This is a genomic window from Microcoleus sp. D2_18a_D3, assembly GCF_036702455.1.
Lineage (GTDB): Bacteria > Cyanobacteriota > Cyanobacteriia > Cyanobacteriales > Microcoleaceae > Microcoleus.
In genome coordinates this window covers 30,656-48,348 of record NZ_JAUBTK010000062.1, presented here as the reverse complement: position 1 = coordinate 48,348, position 17,693 = coordinate 30,656, and the positions used below count along the sequence as shown (strand labels likewise).

Annotated in this window: 19 protein-coding genes and 1 other RNA gene; 13 read left to right on the top strand and 7 right to left on the bottom strand. The window is 45.0% G+C overall.

Annotated elements, in window-relative coordinates; genetic code table 11:
- On the top strand, positions 1–95 hold a 95-nt coding region (locus QUB06_RS24345; RefSeq protein ID WP_333437465.1), incomplete at its 5' end, for a transposase.
- Positions 96–189: 94 nt separating this feature from the next.
- Here QUB06_RS24345 and QUB06_RS24340 read toward each other — a convergent pair.
- Positions 190–1,533: an ergothioneine biosynthesis protein EgtB gene (locus QUB06_RS24340; protein ID WP_333437463.1), complete on the bottom strand. Its 1,344-nt coding sequence runs from the start codon at positions 1,531–1,533 to the stop codon at positions 190–192.
- Positions 1,505–2,293 carry an ergothioneine biosynthesis protein EgtC gene (gene egtC, locus QUB06_RS24335; RefSeq protein ID WP_333437462.1) on the bottom strand — a complete coding sequence of 263 codons (789 nt, stop codon included), beginning with the start codon at positions 2,291–2,293 and terminating at the stop codon, positions 1,505–1,507. Before egtC ends, QUB06_RS24340 begins: the two co-directional genes overlap by 29 nt.
- Before the next feature lie 182 nt (positions 2,294–2,475).
- Between egtC and QUB06_RS24330 the strand changes: the two genes are divergently transcribed.
- Positions 2,476–2,694, top strand: a complete 219-nt coding sequence (locus QUB06_RS24330) for a hypothetical protein (RefSeq protein WP_190736419.1) — start codon at positions 2,476–2,478, stop codon at positions 2,692–2,694.
- 1,448 nt (positions 2,695–4,142) lie between these two features.
- Positions 4,143–5,708, top strand: coding sequence for a methyl-accepting chemotaxis protein (locus QUB06_RS24325; RefSeq protein ID WP_333437461.1), 1,566 nt, complete (start codon positions 4,143–4,145; stop codon positions 5,706–5,708).
- 62 nt (positions 5,709–5,770) lie between these two features.
- Here the strand turns inward: QUB06_RS24325 and QUB06_RS24320 are convergent, their stop codons facing one another.
- Positions 5,771–5,893, bottom strand: coding sequence for a hypothetical protein (locus QUB06_RS24320; RefSeq protein ID WP_333437460.1), 123 nt, complete (start codon positions 5,891–5,893; stop codon positions 5,771–5,773).
- Positions 5,894–6,341: 448 nt separating this feature from the next.
- Between QUB06_RS24320 and QUB06_RS24315 the strand changes: the two genes are divergently transcribed.
- Complete coding sequence (locus tag QUB06_RS24315) at positions 6,342–6,629, top strand: RNA-binding protein (RefSeq protein ID WP_333109618.1); 288 nt, start codon at positions 6,342–6,344, stop codon at positions 6,627–6,629.
- A 147-nt stretch (positions 6,630–6,776) separates the two neighbouring features.
- Complete coding sequence (locus tag QUB06_RS24310) at positions 6,777–7,583, top strand: DUF1838 domain-containing protein (RefSeq protein WP_333437459.1); 807 nt, start codon at positions 6,777–6,779, stop codon at positions 7,581–7,583.
- Positions 7,584–7,972: 389 nt separating this feature from the next.
- On the opposite strand, the gene QUB06_RS24305 is transcribed toward QUB06_RS24310, so the two are convergent.
- Positions 7,973–9,007 carry a VOC family protein gene (locus QUB06_RS24305; RefSeq protein WP_333437458.1) on the bottom strand — a complete coding sequence of 345 codons (1,035 nt, stop codon included), beginning with the start codon at positions 9,005–9,007 and terminating at the stop codon, positions 7,973–7,975.
- Between the two features lie 233 nt (positions 9,008–9,240).
- Positions 9,241–9,687, bottom strand: a complete 447-nt coding sequence (locus tag QUB06_RS24300; RefSeq protein WP_333437457.1) for a hypothetical protein — start codon at positions 9,685–9,687, stop codon at positions 9,241–9,243.
- Positions 9,688–9,743: 56 nt separating this feature from the next.
- On the opposite strand from QUB06_RS24300, the gene QUB06_RS24295 reads away from it, so the two are divergent.
- Positions 9,744–9,866 carry a hypothetical protein gene (locus QUB06_RS24295; RefSeq protein WP_333437456.1) on the top strand — a complete coding sequence of 41 codons (123 nt, stop codon included), beginning with the start codon at positions 9,744–9,746 and terminating at the stop codon, positions 9,864–9,866.
- Between the two features lie 231 nt (positions 9,867–10,097).
- On the opposite strand, the gene QUB06_RS24290 is transcribed toward QUB06_RS24295, so the two are convergent.
- The gene (locus QUB06_RS24290; RefSeq protein WP_333437455.1) at positions 10,098–12,584 is read right to left on the bottom strand and encodes a putative PEP-binding protein; all 2,487 of its coding nucleotides are present in this window, start codon (positions 12,582–12,584) and stop codon (positions 10,098–10,100) included.
- A 72-nt stretch (positions 12,585–12,656) separates the two neighbouring features.
- Between QUB06_RS24290 and QUB06_RS24285 the strand changes: the two genes are divergently transcribed.
- Positions 12,657–13,343: a ComF family protein gene (locus QUB06_RS24285; protein WP_333437454.1), complete on the top strand. Its 687-nt coding sequence runs from the start codon at positions 12,657–12,659 to the stop codon at positions 13,341–13,343.
- A gap of 136 nt (positions 13,344–13,479) precedes the next feature.
- On the opposite strand, the gene QUB06_RS24280 is transcribed toward QUB06_RS24285, so the two are convergent.
- Positions 13,480–14,034: a 2'-5' RNA ligase family protein gene (locus QUB06_RS24280; protein WP_333437453.1), complete on the bottom strand. Its 555-nt coding sequence runs from the start codon at positions 14,032–14,034 to the stop codon at positions 13,480–13,482.
- Between the two features lie 120 nt (positions 14,035–14,154).
- On the opposite strand from QUB06_RS24280, the gene QUB06_RS24275 reads away from it, so the two are divergent.
- The 6 genes from QUB06_RS24275 (at position 14,155) to QUB06_RS24250 (ending at position 17,634) form a co-directional block, all read left to right on the top strand.
- On the top strand, positions 14,155–14,421 hold the full coding sequence (locus QUB06_RS24275) for a YciI family protein (RefSeq protein ID WP_006632991.1): 267 nt from the start codon (positions 14,155–14,157) through the stop codon (positions 14,419–14,421).
- 23 nt (positions 14,422–14,444) lie between these two features.
- Positions 14,445–14,541, top strand: an RNA gene (gene ffs / locus QUB06_RS24270) — signal recognition particle sRNA small type.
- Between the two features lie 23 nt (positions 14,542–14,564).
- Positions 14,565–14,945, top strand: a complete 381-nt coding sequence (locus QUB06_RS24265) for a phasin-related domain-containing protein (RefSeq protein ID WP_333437452.1) — start codon at positions 14,565–14,567, stop codon at positions 14,943–14,945.
- A 198-nt stretch (positions 14,946–15,143) separates the two neighbouring features.
- A complete protein-coding gene (locus tag QUB06_RS24260) occupies positions 15,144–15,587 on the top strand; it encodes a hypothetical protein (protein WP_333437451.1) in 444 nt (147 codons plus the stop codon).
- A gap of 34 nt (positions 15,588–15,621) precedes the next feature.
- Positions 15,622–16,197 (top strand): Uma2 family endonuclease, encoded by a 576-nt coding sequence (locus QUB06_RS24255; RefSeq protein WP_333437450.1) that lies wholly within the window; start codon positions 15,622–15,624, stop codon positions 16,195–16,197.
- A gap of 90 nt (positions 16,198–16,287) precedes the next feature.
- A complete protein-coding gene (locus QUB06_RS24250; RefSeq protein WP_333437464.1) occupies positions 16,288–17,634 on the top strand; it encodes a DNA phosphorothioation system restriction enzyme in 1,347 nt (448 codons plus the stop codon).
- The last annotated feature ends 59 nt before the right edge of the window (positions 17,635–17,693 follow it).

Here is a 17,693-nt window from a genome sequence, read left to right as displayed (position 1 = left end):
ACAAATTAAAGCTAATCAAAAGAAAAGCCTATGGGTTTAGAAATTTTGACAACTTTATTCTGAGGAGCTTCTTACATAGGCATTTTGCTAGTTAGTTTTACATACTAGGTTCGGTAGAACCGTGAAAAGTCCGATGAATAAATTCCTCACTATGAACAAATTTGATGGTAATTATAATTACCTAGCCAACTACTTAGCGCAGCGAAAACCAGCAATAATTTGCCGCACGCCCGGATAGTACCAATTCCGAAAACTCGATCGCAGTGCCTGCGGAAAAGTCGCCCAACTCCCCCCTTTCAAAACCCGGTGTTCTCCATCAAAATAAACTTGAGAATAGCCCCTGTAAGGATAACTTTCAAATCCCGGATAGGCCTCAAAGGTGGAAGCAGTCCACTCCCAAACATTCCCCAACATATCATAGCAGCCGATCGCGCTTGCTCCTTTGGGAAAGGCATCGACTGGCGAGGTATTGGCAATATTATTGCCGTGATTGCACAGGCTGCCGTTTGGCGGTTCTTCTCCCCAAGGATAGATGCGATATGTTTGATTTGTGGCATCCCAACTCGCAGCTTTTTCCCATTCGGCTTCCGATGGCAAACGCTTGCCGATAAAGTTGCAGTAAGCTTCGGCTTCGTACCAACTGACACCGCAAACTGGATGGTTGTTGAAAGCTGAATTTTCTGACCAGTAAAGCGGTTGAGAGACGGCTTCGCCTTGCAGCCATTTCCAGCCGTCTGCTGACCACCAATCAGGGTTTTGATAGCCGCCGCATTCCATGAAATCTCGGTATTGACGGCAAGTGACGGGATAGCGATCGATCGAGTATGCTTCTAAATAACACAGGTGGCGCGATCGCTCATTATCTAAAGCCTCAGCAGCATCGCTTCCCATGTAAAATTCCCCGCCCGGAATTTCAATCGCCGGGGAATCGGTAATTGGGCATGGGGCATGGGGCATTGGGCATGGGGCATTGGGAATTGGGAATTGGGCATTGGGCATTGGGAATTTCTGCTGCTTTATTCCTCGCTGTTGTAGAGAATTAATCCGTGTATCCGTGTCCAAATCCGTGTCGTGCCTTCCTTCCTTCTTCCTTTGCATTTGCAACACGAAAGCAACAGTTTCGCAGTGCTGGCTTTCGTGCTGAATAATAAACCGCCAGAGACGTTCTTGCTCGTCGATCGGCGCGACTTCCAAATAATCTAACACCTTTTTTCTCACCGCGTCCAGATATAATTCAACATCAGGTAACGCGGGCAGAAAAACCCGTTGTTTTTTCGGCAAAATATCCGCAGCAAACAGTTGGTGATACTGAGGAAAGACTGGCTTCAACCCAGCACACCGCTGCAACAGCCACAAATCCTCAGTATAAGCAATGTGACCTAAGTGCCAGCCAACTGGACTGAAATCAGGATGAGCTTGACGGCAAAAAGTATCATAATCGATGTCTGCAAATAGCTTGAAAGTGCCGCTGCGACACTGCTGCAAATCGCGATAAATTGCCTCTCTACAAGATTGGATAGATTTCGATATCACGCTCTACTCCGGTACTGATAATGCTCTGGACTGGACACTCGTGCCAATTGCCAGCAAATAAAGGTTCAGAAGCAATGATGACAGAATTTGGGAAATTTAAATCGTCTCGCAGCCAATAGAGGGAAGGAGGGGTTTTTTGGGAAGCAAAGCGAGAGGCAACGAGTTGGTGTCCGTCGCTGATAATTATATTAGCTGAAAATTCTACTTGGTGAAAGTTTGCTAGCTCTGCCAAAATTTTCAGCGTGTTTTGCAAAGCAGCTTGTATGGTCAGATTTCCGGCGGTCAATTCATTGACAAACAAGCCGAAGATATGCTCAGAATCTGTAGTACCGTTAATTGATTGATAAAGCGTATCGCTGAGTCGATCGCGAATTGGTCTGTAAAGAGTTTGCCGAAAATTCTTCACGAAGCCGTTGTGTACGAACAGCAGGCGATCGTTCTGAAACGGCTGACAGTTGCTCAAATCTACAGCTTGTCCTGAAGTTGCACTGCGAACATATCCGATCGCGCATCCAGATTCAACATATCGACTGATACTCGGAAGGTTAATGTCGCTCCAAATTGGCTGTACATTTTTATATGTAAACGGGTCAGTATCTAAGTGCGGGTGATACCAACCAAGACCAAAACCGTCAGCATTGAGTAGGCCAGAAGTCATTTCGCGGGGATCGTAACTCTGCACAATTAGGGAATGTTCCGGCTTGTACAGAATAGCATCAAGTAAAATCGGCTCCCCGAGGTAGCCAAGCAAACGGCACATAAAATTTTTGCAGCAATGTGATTAGCATTGTAAGTCATTAGCCGAAAAATTGCCCGTTAGCGAAGCCCTCGAAGAGGATCGCGCATCTTCAGCGCTGGAAGGTTTTTTGTAGCCCGCTGCCAGCATCGCATTACAAACGATACAGTTAAGGTAGAACCCCTGCAGCACAAGGAGACTCTTGAATGTTCCTCGACGAACTCATCCCAATGGCGAAAGAATTGATCGAACAGCCGATCGCCTTCGCGGGCGGATTTTTATCTGGCCTGCTTCGACTCAACCTTCACGAAGATCCCGTTAAAAGCTGGATCGACGAGCAAGCTGGTTCAACTTCCTACACTACTCCCCCAGCCGAACCCACCAACGGTAAAAGCACGGGACCTCAGTCAATCTCGATCGACTAAGGAAAAGCAGTAACATCCTCCCAACGCCAAACTGATTACAGTTATGGCGTGGGCTTCCAAACTTCACAGTTTGGCTTTTCGCGTTTTTCCCTTACGAGATTTCCACACTTGGCTAGACTGAATTGCTCACTCCCCGCTAGAAAATCTGCACAGACACTTTCGATTCCCGTATAGCCTTTCTCAGATAGAGGAAGTACAATAACAGCAGTGTGTAAACCAGTTCCAAATATCTTGCTGAGAAAGTTGACCTTAGAAAGTTGACAGAATGCAAACTCTATCGCCTTTCCTAATTATTGATAATTTGTTGTGTTGATAAAACTGAAAATATATTTAAGTTTTGACCAGAAATTCTCAGGTTTGTGATAAATCGGGCGAAGGGGGCGACAAGTATATTACTTTCGCCCTTTTTCTTGATTAATTTCTTTACTTATTTTGTCTATTTCTCTAACCCTTATCCCTCGCTACCAAAGCATTTTTTCCTAGTTTTGGTAGGTTGCAGGAGCATAATAGCCTCAAATGTAATTGTATCCTTTTACCTCTTAAACTAACTTATATTATAACTTTATTTATCGTTATATAAAGTGGTTGTAAAAAATATTTTTACAGGTTGGTTCGTTTTATTTTTCCCCATCAAAATTTTTATTTAGATACTTAATAATGAACTTATTCAATAGTTGAATTCTTTTTATTTGCCCTCGGCGCTAAAATTAGCAGTTGTTCTGCCTTAATTTTGCATGGCCGCATAAATTAGCTGGCTGAGCAATATTTTGGGTTTGAGGAGCCTGTTGAAGTATTTTTTTTGACAAAACTGAAAACTCCCAACAAACAGTCAGCTATGGATTTTTGTGAGATTGCTTCGGGAATAATCAACCTCCATCATTTCTGGTCTAAAATCAAGATAATAAGCTTTCCGTGCTAATAATGTATGATGTTTTCGATGCTTGGTGAACAAAAGTGATGTCAATGGATGTGGGCTCCCCTCCACTTCTGGTGAGGCTGTGACTCTTGAGCGAATTAGAGTTCATTTATCTTATATTGTATATTTTACCGTTATGAATACCTCAGCAATATGATACCTCATCTGTGTGACAAAGCCTATATCTGTGCACTCCGAACTTAATTATAATCCTACCACTGTTTATAGTTGGCGTGGGCCGGCCTGGTTTGTGTAACGCCAGGTTTTAACCTGTAGACTAAAGGGGTTTATAAAAATGAATTCAGGATCATGACAACCAAAAAGCTACCGTAACTGCCTCGTCACCCAAAATCGATAGCGACTTTCAGGCTCAGGAGTTACTCATCAATTAATTAATATTTTGAAAATGTAAAATCTCAAATGTCAAATTTTAATAGGTACTTGAGCTACCTGAGAAAAGCTATAATATTTGTTCATGAGTGCAGCGAGGATAACTGTAGGAGAAGGAAACAGAAATAGTATGTTGAGAAAAATGAATTTACAAACCAGACTGATCAGTGCATTCTTGATGATGGGAGTGTTAGTATTTTTCGTTGCCTGGGTAGGATGGAACTCAACATCTAATCTCAGTCAACACATAGAGACTCTTGGTAAAAATAACTTACCGAGCATTGAAGCTTTATTGAAAATTAAGGAGGGACAAACCCAAATAGAGTCATCCGAGAGATCGCTAATTAATCCGGCACTCAGTCAAGCAGAAAGGCAAGAGGCATTAAATAGAATGGACAAGGCTTGGCAGCAGATTAAAGATGGGTTTAAAGCATACGAAGTCATTCCACGTATCTCAGAGGAAGATGCACTCTATCAACAAATGCTTAAGTATTGGCAGGAGTGGCAGCAGGAAGATCAAGAACTCCTGCGAATTAATCAAGAATTTGAGAAACTGGGAATTTTGAATCCTTTGGGTTTGCAGCTAAGCCTAATTAATCAGGGTAAAAGTAAGTCGCCCGAAATGGCAAGAGCCAAGACAGCTAGTAACCTCTTGAATAAACTTAGTCAGCAATCTAAGGTAATTAGCCTTAAATTTATAAATTCAGAAAAAGCCACTTTAGCAGTAGTTGACTCCAATAGAAAGCAAGCAGATAAAGCTTATGACACGGCCCAAAATGATAGTAGAAAGACTCAAGGAGCTGTATTTTTGGGGATGACAGTTGGGCCGCTAATAGCGATTATTTTAGGCATAGCTTTAAGCATAGCGATCGCCAAACCTTTAGATAAAGCGCTGAAAGGTATTATTAATATGATTGTCAGTTCTTCTACCGAGATCGCTGCTACAATTGAGCAACAGGAACGTATTGCTGTACAACAAGCTGCTTCTGTTAATCAAACAACTACCACAATGGATGAATTGGGCGCATCATCGAGGCAATCAGCTATGCAAGCCGAATCAGCCCTTGACAATGCCAGTAATGTCTTAAATATGGCAGCAGAAGGCAGTAAAGTGGTGAATAAAACCCAGCAGGGAATGTTGAGTTTGACGGAAAAAGTCGGAGCGATCGCCGATCAAGTTTTACATTTGAGCCAGCAAACCAATCAGATTGCTAATATTACCAATTTAGTCAGCGATTTGGCAAATGAAACTAATATGCTGGCAATTAACGCTACAGTGGAAGCAGTACGCAGCGGAGAACAAGGAAAGGGGTTTGGGGTGGTGGCGACGGAAATTCGCCGACTCGCCGATCAAAGCAAAAAATCGTCGGATCAGATTAGTGATTTGATAAACGGTATTAAGAATTCCATTAATAAAACAGTGATGGTAACAGATGAGGGCAAGAAAACTTTAGATAATAGCCTAAAATTGACTGAAGGTACGGCGGATAATTTTAACAATGTTGCTAATGCTATTAACAGTGTTGTTGTGAGCAGTCAGCAAATTTATCTCAATACCAAACAGCAGGCGATCGCTATTGAGCAAGTGGTAGAGGCGATGAATGTTGTGAATAAAGGAGCAACGGAAACAGCCAGCGGTATTACCCAAAGTCGAATTGGTACTCAAACACTTAACAAAGCTGCTTTAAATCTCACATCCTTAGTTTAAATGAGAAAAATAATATCCTAAACTGGGGATTAAAGAGATGGAGAGAAAATTTATCCCATTCCTCATTTCCAATTTGCAATTCCCAAGTTTGCCCAAGGATTGAAGGTGACATCTCCCCGTTTAGGAAAGGGGTGGGGAGATGTCAAGTATGTTTCCTCAAATGGCTGTCTAGATGTGTATAGCATTTCTCAAGTGAATGAGGTACAGATTTAAATTTTAGATTAAAGAATGGAAGAAGTGGGGAATTGGTAATTAGCTGCCAAGTACCTCACGAAAGTTGAGAACTGCTATATCAACGATCGTACCTGAGAGCAACTTAATATATTATACCTTGTTACTCGCTTTATTTCCGAAGATGCTTGGCGATGGGTCGCCCACCCATCACTGATTTGATTAAAATCAAGTATTGTTTAGGGGTGGGATTCCTCGCCGCGCCAAAACTCATCTCCTCACTCTCAAGGTGAGTGAGGAGATGAGTTTTGATCGAGCTAACTATTGCAGCCAGTACCAAGAGTTTGTCAGTGTGCCAAACCCTTTTAGTGAGAGTCGATCGCCCAGTTGTATGCTAGATAGCACTTGACAGTTAAATTAAAAGGTTATTATGTATAGCACAACAAGTTCAGTTCGATCGACATGACTATCTACATTGGAAATCTGTCTTACCGCGCCACCGAAGAAGACCTGAAAGCAGTATTTGCAGAACACGGCACAGTCAAGCGAGTTGTCTTGCCTACCGACAGGGAAACCGGTCGGATGCGCGGTTTTGCATTTGTTGAGATGATGGAGGATGCCCAAGAAGACGCTGCAATTGCCGAATTAGACGGTGCAGAGTGGATGGGGCGCCCCTTGCGAGTGAACAAAGCTAAACCGAAAGAAGAGGGAAATCGAGGCGCAGGAATCAAGAGAAACGACGGATATTAGTCTGCGATGCGGCGGTTGACACCCTCTCGAAACCCACCTGATGCACCAGTGCGCCACTAGCGCCCAATTGCAAGCAGCAGTTGATTTTGGGGATGAAATGTCAAATCCGCTGCATAAAAACATCGATTATTTACAGGAGCCTGCGGTATGGTTTTATTACAAGAATTTGATGCCAAAGAATGGGTGAAAACGCGCAGTTCCCTAGACGGTGAAGCAACATTTCTCACCTGGAACGGTTATATTTACTCTTTTGTTCCCAACGAACCGAAAAAGCGCTTGTTCAAAATACTTGGGATGAGTGCAAGCAGGTGTATTGCTGACGGCGAGGGCGGCTGGAAATTCACCTCGCGAGAACTAACTTACTATCTCGACCCCAACAGCGGAAAAATTCTCCACAAATGGGATAACCCTTGGACAGGAGAAACCCTAACGGTTGCTCACGTTGCTAACAACCCCGTCCAAGGTAATTTTAAAGGAATTTTCCCGGCTAAAGTAGAGTCTGAAATTACGACTTTTGTCTTTGACTTATTTCCCAACTATCCTAATCCTTTAGCTGAGGATGCCAGATTTGTTGATTACAGTCCAAATCCCATCTATCAAGCAGCGGAATTATTTAAGCTGACAGTGCCCACAGCAGAATTATTAAATCCCGAACTTGTCTCAGTTTCTCAAGTAATTCTGAGTTGGGATAGAATCGGGCCGTGGCTGGCATGGATGAAAATGGGAAATCGACCCGGTAACATGATTTACAGTGCCACGGGTTCCAAACTCAAGAGTTGGACAGAATTACCTCAATTGCTGCAAGATGAAATTAAAACTCGCATTCCGTTGTATAAAGATGCGCCGAAATCGCAATTAGATGTGGAAGATATGACTTCTTGGATTTATTTTCAACAGAACTTTGATGCTTATCTCGCGGGAGAAAGATTCCCTCTGCCAGCACCGGAAGCATAAGCTCATAATAGATGAATGCCCTCAATCAGTTCGCGATCGCATGGCGGCCCATGCGAAACCGGGTTTTTTACTGAATCTGCAGGCCCAAACGCGTCTTTTCGTCCATCTTTCCCCGGTTTCGAGCAGTCGGAGTGCGATCGCGAACTGTCAATGTAGGGTGCGCGCACCAGGACATTACCGCATCATATCAAATCCGGTAGCATCGGAATTAATATTACTTACAGCCAGGACACGGCACTGCCGTGCCCCTACAATTAATCTGGCGTAGGGAAGCGGCACGTGCAGTCTCCTCTATATCATAAGGAGTGTAACCGGAACTGATATCAGTCAAATTAATTTGTAGTGAAGAATGCAAGTCTTGTGATTTTTATTAAGACTTGCATTCTTCACTACAAACCTGATTCTATCAATGTCCAAAAATATCCGTCAGGTGCAATGAAGGAAAAACTTTGTTCCCCAAATTCATTAGCGACTATTTCTGTGATTTTTTGTGCCTTGCTGGCTTTGACTCGCTCAAAATATTCTGCAATACTAGACACTCGATATGTGTACAGCGACATTCCCAAACATCCGGGATTGGCGCGATCAAATCCATCGCTTAGTGCGATCGAACTCGGGAACCTCAGAATATACAGTCTACCCGATCGCGCGGCCTGAAAATCTGTTTTCGACGATCGGGGGTCATCAAAAGCTGTCACCACAAATCCTTCCCCAGACTGAAGCTCAAAAATCTCCCTTCCGGCGAGGGAAGACTCAAAGGTAGTTTCTACATCGTCGCGCGCCCGAATCAACCCCAGAACTTCTTCATAAAATAGCAGCGTTTCTTTGCTGTCATCTTGAATTACCATTCCCATGTGGGTAATTTGACTGGTTTTAAAAAAAGCATTTGGATTGATTTTCCCGTAATTAGGCAAAGCATAATTGAATCTTTGAAAAAAAACTTGCCGACTCAAAGGCTGCAAAAGCATCATCTCACGCACTCCGACAGCCGCCTCGACAAAAGGACGCGGTTTTCGCTCTTTGTTGTAAATAATCTCCCAGTGCGGGGATGTATATTTGACCGACAAATTGGCAGATTCAGCATCTTCGGCATGGTTGAGGACATTCAACAAATCAGCAGTTAAAGTAGTTGCCCAACGGTTGCCTTTCACCTTCATTGACGACATTTGCAAACCATCGTTTGTAGGTTTTTCCCAAATCATCAAGCGAATTAATCCGTGATCCGCATCTTGGTGATAGAGTCGAATCGATCGCACTTTTGAACTAACTCCATATAATTCGCCAGCTTCGGATGCCGAGAATTCTCCTATTTTACCGATCCGATATCCAAATTGCTCCCAATATTGCAGTTGTGGAATCGCATCGGCTACGCCAATACACACTTCGTAAATGCCTGCGATGGAAAGGGGCTGCACTTGATTCATACTTTTTGAAACATAATTTACGCACTTTTACATCGGAGTGTTCGCTGTGAGATATCTAAGCGAGATATATATAGGCAAAGCTTTGCAGGGTGTTCCAAGCGAGATATATAGGCAAAGCTTTGCAGGATGCTCGCACTCCTAAAAAAACGCTTTTTACCAAACCGGGATGCTTCCGATACCTCGCTGCTAAAAGCAAAATTTATCAGGAGAAACCGGGTTGATTAGCGTTAGTCTTAGAAAGAGTAAATTCGCCCTTTTTCATCAATATAAACTGATCGGTCTTGCCTAGTGCGGGGATCTGATCTGGTGATGCGAATCGTCACAATGTTTGTCTGCGAGTCAACATTATAGTCGTATTTCAAAGTTGCGCTTCCTCCTGTGGCATTAATCGGAATATTGGCAATGTCGCCGGTGCGATTGCTGATACGAACAATGATGTTTTTGCTGGTTCCGACGGGCAAGGATGACAAGTTGGCACCTGATTGACCGTATTCTAGGTTTAATCCAGTTTCATTTAACAGTCTGAGGGTTATGTTGCGAGTATTGTCAACCTGCGCTTGAGGTTGCCAGAATCCGGGTTTTTGGCCACCGTCAGTTGCAGGTTGAGATAATGCTGGGTGAGGATGCAGAAAAGCCAGGGCGGCAAGTATTGCTGCGGTTGCAATAATTTTTGATTTCACGGTTTTTACCTCCGGGTAAAGGGTTGGTGATATTTCTATCCTAGCTTTAAAATCGGATGTTAGTGGAAGGAAGTTCGGCAACGGATTATTTAACGGATGTAACGGATGTAAAGGATAGAAGGAAGTTCGGCAACGGATTATTTAACGGATGTAACGGATGTAACGGATGTAAAGGATAGAAGGAAGAAGGAAGAAGCAGTAAAAGCAATAAAAGCAAGGGCTTCACCAATTAAAAACGTCCTCACTATCTGGGCGGTTGCTATATAATTAGAAACCGGATTTCTGTAGTTGTTAATAGTCCTGGACGCAGGGGTTGTTTAGAAATCCGATTTCTGAGCGGGTGGCTGCTTGCCAAAGCTATGATTTAGAGTAGAAACGGGATTTCTGAGGTCAAGTGCGTCCGGGAGTTGTTAATTGTTAATTATCGATCGAGCGGCTTCTAGCAGGAGGCGCTGTTCGGCGCGGACGATCGCCCTACAAGTTTGTTCTACAGCATCGACATTGACCGAAATAGACGAAATCCCCCACCGCACGAAGGATTCAACTGTGTCGGGATACAATGCTGGAGCGTCGCCGCAGATCGAGCAAGGAATGCCGGCGGCCCGGGCCTGTTTGATTAATTGTTCGATCGCCCTCATCACTGCTCGATCGCGCCCGTTGAAAGCACCTGCTACCTGGTCGGAGTGGCGGTGAATGCCTAACAGCAATTGGGTTAAATCGTTGGTGCCGATGGAAATTCCTTGAACTCCTGCTTTTACGTAATCTGGCAATAAAAATAACACCGAAGGAACTTCCGCCATAATCCACAGTTTAAAGTCGTCTGATCGGTTTTTCCAAACTGTTTCTAAGCGCTGGCGGCAGTAGATAAACTCGTCAACTGAGCGCACGAAAGGCAAAATTAAATTAACATTTGTATAGCCTGACTCGCAGACTTTTTGAAGTACGCCGAGTTCCCAATCAAATAATTCCGGTTCAAAGGTATAACTGAAACTGCCGTCGGCGCCTGACTCGCGCAAATCGAGCGATCGATAAAATATCGGCCGCGGCGAAACAGCAGCAGCAAATAAGCTGAGGCAATCCGCCATGCGATCGACAAATTCCGATTGGCGGCCGTCTTGCAGCCACACTTTGGGGTTTTGACAGTCCAAAGCTTCTAATGCCATTAATTCCGATCGCAGCAATCCGATGCCGTCTATTGGCAGATTTTTGAGGCGGTCAATCGAACTTGTTTGGCTGACATTAACTAGCAGTTGAGTCGCCGTTGGTGGGCCCCAAACATATTGAGTAGACTCAGATTGTCGAGATTTAGGCGCCCAATTGGACGATCGATCGGAGGTAGAAGATTGGTGCTTGGCTATTGACATTTTCGCTGCTGTACTGTATATATTTGCCTTTTTTGCTGTGTCCCGAACTCGGCTGCTGTCTCCTGTCTCGATCGCATCCTGTTGGGCGAGGGCAAAAACTTCTCCGCTATCGCCGTCTACCAAAACGGAATCGCCCGAGGCGATCGCCCGTGTGGCCCCAGCCACTCCCACAACGGCGGGAATTCCCAATTCTCTCGCTAAAATGGCGCCGTGGCCTGTCATGCCTCCTTGTTCGGCAACCACCCCAGCAGCAACCTTCAGCCAAGGCAGCCAATTCGGCTCGATTGTCCGGGCTACTAGAATGCCTCCGGCTAAGAATTCCGCGTTTTCTGGGTGGGAATTAGTCATAACTTGGGCAATTGCTTCGGCTTTTCCTGATGCTGCTGCCACACCTCTGAGTATGGCAGGACTTCGGGCTGGGGCGATCGAGTTTGGCTGCGGGAGGGATCTCGGATTTTCCTCTACCGGCGCGACTTTTTCCGCTTTCACAAGACGAACTTGAGTGAAATAAAACTGCTGTTCGCCGCTGTTTGCTGTCTGGTTTAGCGTCCACTCTAAAATTAAATCTGAGTCAAATTCTGCCAGCGCTTTTTTACTCAATTCAATGATTTCTTGCAGTTGCGATTCCTCTAAAACGTATTCTGTTTGTGCTTCCTCTCCCAGCGCTAAAACTTGCACGCAACAATCAGCAAAATCAGGAATTATAAATGGAGCATCTGAAATTGGGAAAGCAGCAAACTTGCCCAGCAGCAGTTTTTTTTTCGGTTCACCATCGCCGACTTTGAGATTGTAGGCTAATGTTTTGTAACCGATCCGCTGGAATTTAACCGCGCTTGTTTCTGGCTGCACTTGATAGTAATCGGGGATGGTTTCTCCCCTAGCGAGGGACAATCCCAAACCGCTGGTGGCTTGGATTTCCCACTGTGCACCAGCCTTTGCTTTCACCTCGCCTGCGGCGATCGCTTCTTGAAGTGGCTGCACCAAAACTGCGGGATTGATTTGCTGTACCCGCAGGCCGCACCGCTGCCAGTAAAATAGACTTCGGGCTCTGAACATTTCTGCCCAAGCTCGTTTGAGTCCGACCCCAATGGCTTCGGGTTCTGCGCGTACTGCCTGAGATTCCAAAATGCCAACTGTTTTCGGGTTCCAGGAAGTCAGGGAAGGGCGAAAAATTAAGGCTGGGGAGTTTAAGTTTGACTGTGAGTTGAGTTGAGAAACAGCAGACTCTAGGGTGGAGAGCAGTGAATCTGGCAGTTTGCCGGCGAGGATTTGGTGGCGGATGCTGCGGGCGATCGATTGCAGTTGTCTGGGTTCATCGACATTCAAGTGCAGGGAAGAGTGTGGCCAGTCAGCAAACAGCGGTTCTAGGCACTCGATCGACTCTAAAAACTGCCAGAATGTGGTAGCCGGTACGACAAAACCCGGTACAACGGGATGATTTTTCTGGAGCAAACAGCTCAAGTAAAATGCTTTTTCTCCCACTGCATCTCTGTCTGAAGGTTGAATTTTGTCTAACCAGTAGAGGTTTTTCACGCTGCGAGCCTGTCGGTGGAAACTGATTGAAGTTGAAAGTTTTTCCCATTAATCACTTACGACAATTTTAGGATGAACAAGCGACAATGGACGGGATTAGTCAAATCTTTTCTCAATCTATTTCTTAAGTCTAACTGTCCTCTTTGTCAGCGGCCAGCCGCCGAAGAGTTTTGTCCGTACTGTGACAAGCAACTTCAGCGATGTCAGTTAAGCGATCCCGGTCGATTTTGGCATTCAGAGCAGCGTGTTTTTGTGTGGGGTGAGTATGGCGGGGCTCTCAAACGGGCGATCGCAGCTTTGAAATATGACGGCAATCCGCAATTAGCCAAACCTCTAGGCGGCTGGCTGGCAGAAGCTTGGCTGAGTTTTCCCGAATTAGCTATAGACAATTTAACAGTTGTACCGATTCCCCTGCACAAAGAAAAGCTCAAGCAGCGCGGTTTTAACCAGGCGGAACTTTTGGCTGAAAGTTTTTGCGAGCTGACTGGTTTGCCTTTGCAGCGGCACGGTTTGGAGCGGGTGAAAAATACTCAAGCTTTATTCGCTCTGACGCCACAGCAGCGGCAAGCGGAAATGAAAAATGCTTTAAGTTTGGGGAAAGATTTTCGTCGTCGCCTCCCGCGCGATCGAGTGCTGTTAGTTGATGATATTTACACTAGCGGTACTACGGTTAAGTCGGCAATTAAAATATTGGAACACTCGGGAATTTCGGTTTATGGAACTGTGGCACTGGCAACTCCGAATAAGAGCGATCGGTAAGCTTTGACTGCCTTTAAGTTTAAAAATGTTTGTAGTGAGTACAGGATATTAATCAGGATTTGCTAATAATATTTTTTGGGGAAAACGAACCGCGAAGACGCGAAGGACGCGAAGAAAGAGAAAGAAGAGAGAGAGTTTAGGTCGAAAGCGGGAACTGTTTGCTGATGTTCCATCGGCTGCCGTTATGAAGCAGCAAGGTTAACGCCGAAGCGGTAAACTGAAAGTGGAGCGATCGCCCGGAGAATTCCAACCAAGCCGTTTGAAAATTCTCTTTAGTTAAATCGCGAAAGGCTACTGTCATGTGCGGTACAAATGGGCGACTTTGAGAAACTCGATCGACTATTCCCAAATTTGCCTCCATATAACTCATCAAATCTTTGTGAATCTCCAGCAATTCGGGTGATTTGACAACATCAACGTAAATGACGCGGGGCGCGAAAGCAGCAAAACCGGATAGAGTAACGGGAATGGGCAGCCGATTTGCAGAAAACTCTTTCAAACTTTCCTCTAATTTGGGAACATCCTCCGCTAACGAGTGAAAAGGAGGTTGCAGCGTGATGTGCGGCGGCGAATTCAAAGCACCGCGGCTGTTGTAGTGTTCCGCAAAATACCGTTGAATCTCAGTAATCTGCTGTTCAATATCGGGAGGCGGCACTAGGGCAATAAAAAATCGCTGTTTTGACTGGTTCATGGGATAACATCGCAGTTAACAAAGGATGGTGCAAAATGGAATATAGAGCATTTGCCCTAGATCCCATTGCCGATCGCCCATTCCCAATCTAAAATATAAAATCTAAAATCCCAAATAAAAATGCCTTGGTTTGTCAAAATTGAGCAAGGAATTGTCGAAAAGCCTGTCTTTGACCAATACGTGCCAGCTCACAGAGCTTATGTCCGAGAGTTGATTTCTAAAGGACACCGAGCGAAAACTGGCTACTGGGGGCGACGGGGCGGCGGTATGTTGCTGTTTGAGGCTGGTTCGATGGATGAGGCAAAGGCGATCGTCGCTGAAGACCCGCTGGTGAAGAACGGTTGCGTTATTTATGAAATTTATCACTGGTGTGTGGTTGAAGAATAAATAACTGTGTTATACTCATTTATGAACTGGACCCACGCGATTCCAACGCCCAAATCTTGTCAGGACCGGAAGGTAGCAGCAACACGGGATGCTTGTAATAGGCGTGGTCTCCGGTTCACCCAGTTTTATGAGGTGTAGCTCCTATGCCTGGTTTCGGAGATATTTTACAAAAAGCAGTTTACCTTGGTGTCGGGCTAGCTTCCTACGCTGGTGAAAAAGCTGGCAGCAAGTTAACTGAATTACGCACTGAAGCCCAAAAGCTGGCAGACGAATTAGTCAAGCGTGGCGAGATGTCAACGGAAGAAGCTCGTCGCTTTGTTGATGACATGGTGCAACAGGCTCAGCAGCAGCAGCCCGTAGCATCGGCTGGGAACGAAAAACCCGCTGAACCTCGACGGATTGAAATTATTTCTGAGGAAGAAGATGTCTCGGCAAAAGATGCTAAAGAGACAGGCGGTGTAGACAAGCTCCGCGAACAGGTGCAGAATTTACAAGAGGAATTGCGGCGGCTGAAGCGAGATTAAACTCAAAAAAGCTCGCTCAGCAAACCATGAAGGGAACTCAGGATAATACTCTTGAGTTCCCTTTTTGAATATCTGCTCTGTTAAACTTGACCGGATATCAGGCAATAGGTAATAGAATTGAAAGTAGGTGCAAGCACTTCACATGAGGCTGGCTGCACTTGTCTGTAAAATATTTTGTAATAGCCAACTGTCAAATTCATGGAAGATTGGTCTAAAGATTTTTTTGGAGCAATGGAAAATGCTGTTTCTGAAGTAGAGCATTTTTTCAGCGAAATGGGCGAAGAGTTTGTCGAAATGCTGGACGTTTTGGCAAAAATGTCGGAAGAGTTTACAGAACAAGTACAAAATAATCTGATTAACGACATTGACGGTTATTTCAATGAATTTGACGGTTTATTGAATGAATTTATCGAACCGATAATTGAAATTTACCGCGACTTCGACCCGCAATTTGATGAGATAGATTTGTCGATGGTTACTTATGTAGACCCTTCGCCGACGCAGCAGCCGGCTTGTCGCGGTTGTCGCAACTATCACGGTCAAGTTTACGGGGGAAATTTGTTGGTTTGTGCGATGCACCCTACTGGTGTGGAATCGGAGAGTTGTGCTGATTGGGAAACAGACGGCGATGCAGATTTTTAATTGCGGAGTTGAGTTGTTGAGGGGTTAATGGCTTATGGTAACGTCAATTCAGTCTCCGTCAAAGATTTCTCTGGAAGAGTTTCTGCTATTGCCAGAGACTAAGCCGGCTAGCGAGTATGTTGACGGTCAAATTTATCAAAAAGCTATGCCCCAAGGAAAACACAGTACATTACAATCCGAGTTTCTATCTGTGATTAATCGAGTTGGCAAGCCGCAGAAATTAGCTTATGCGTTTCCAGAATTGCGCTGCACTTTTGGGGGACGTTCTATTGTTCCAGACATAGCAGTGTTCGAGTGGGCTCGCATTCCTCTAGATGCTGACGGAGAAATTGCAAATAGGTTTGAAATTGTACCGGATTGGACAATTGAGATTTTATCGCCGGATCAAAATCCAACTCGGGTCATTAATAATATTTTGTTTTGCTTAAATCACAATGCTAAACTGGGTTGGTTGATTGACCCGGCAGAAAAATTAGTTCTTGTTTTTAAACCGCAGCAGCAACCAGAGGCGAAAGAGAATCAGGATATTTTACCTGTGCTCGATGTGCTGTCAGGTTTGCAACTGTCGGCGGCGGATTTGTTTGGGCTGTTAAGTTTCGATCGCCCGTGAGTTACAGTTGAGTATAGGGAATTTTGCATCTAACCACATTTAAAGGTGAATCGCTCAACGGCTAATAATTCGCAATTTGGGTTTCCGAAAATGCCGCCATCGCTGCAATTGCGACAGTATCAGCGACTGGCGGTTGCTAATTGGTTTGCGAATCAGGGACGCGGTACGTTGAAGATGGCGACGGGTAGCGGCAAGACGATTACTGCACTGGCGATCGCCACTGAATTATACAATAAAATTAACCTGCAAGTCCTGCTCGTAATTTGCCCTTACTGCCACCTAGTGAATCAGTGGGCGCGCGAATCGGAGAAATTTGGTTTAAAACCTATTTTGGCTTTTGATAGCGCCCGCAGTTGGCAGAATAAGCTGGCTGCGGGTTTGTATGAAGTGCGATCTGGCGATCGAGCATTTCTCACAATCATCACTACCAATGCTACCTTAATGGGAGATAGTTTGCGATCGCAACTGCGCTATTTCCCAGAAAAAACCCTGATTATTGGAGACGAAGTTCACAACTTAGGCGCGCCCCGTTTAGGAGAAAGTTTGCCGCGCAATATTGGACTGCGACTCGCCCTTTCCGCCACCCCAGAAAGGCATTTCGACGAACAAGGAACCGAAGCTATTTTAGATTATTTCGGCCCTGTTTTGCAGCCGGAACTCACTTTAGCCGACGCCATCCGCCAAAAAGCATTAGTACATTATTTATACTATCCAATTTTAGTAGAATTGACCGAAGCCGAAACCCGCAAGTATTCCCGCTTAACTCAAAAGATTGGCTGGGCGCTTTGGGGCGATGAAAAAGTAGAAGAAAACGATGCTTTAACGACTTTATTAATGCAGCGAGCTCGGTTGATTGGAGCGGCGGCTAATAAATTAACAGCGTTGCGAGAATTAATGATTCACCGTCTCGATACAGCCCACACTTTATTTTACTGCGGCGACGGTGCTATCGAAGGAAGTGCGCGCCGAAATAACAACCGCCAACTAACAGAAACCGCTAAGTTATTGGGTTCAGAATTAGGCTACCGAGTTAACACTTATACGGCGGCAACTCCTTTAGCAGAAAGAGAACGCTTGCGCCAGCAATTTGAGAGTGGAGAATTGCAAGGTTTGGTAGCGATTCGGTGTTTGGATGAAGGCGTGGATATTCCGGCCATTCGCAATGCTGTAATTTTAGCAAGCAGCAGCAATCCGCGCCAGTTTATTCAGCGCCGGGGACGCATTTTGCGGCCGCATCCGGGGAAGGAAAGGGCAACTTTATTTGACATGATAGTTTTGCCTCCAGATTTGGGTCGGGAAACCTTAGAAGTCGAGCGCAATTTGCTGCGAAAAGAGTTGAAGCGGTTCTTGGAATTTGCCGATTTAGCTGACAATGCTGGGGAAGCTAGAGTGAAATTGCTGCAACTTCAGAAGCGTTACGGGCTATTAGACATTTGACATTTATTAAGGTTCGGTTTATGTTTGAGAATAGAGAATTATTTGAGCGCCGTTTGAGT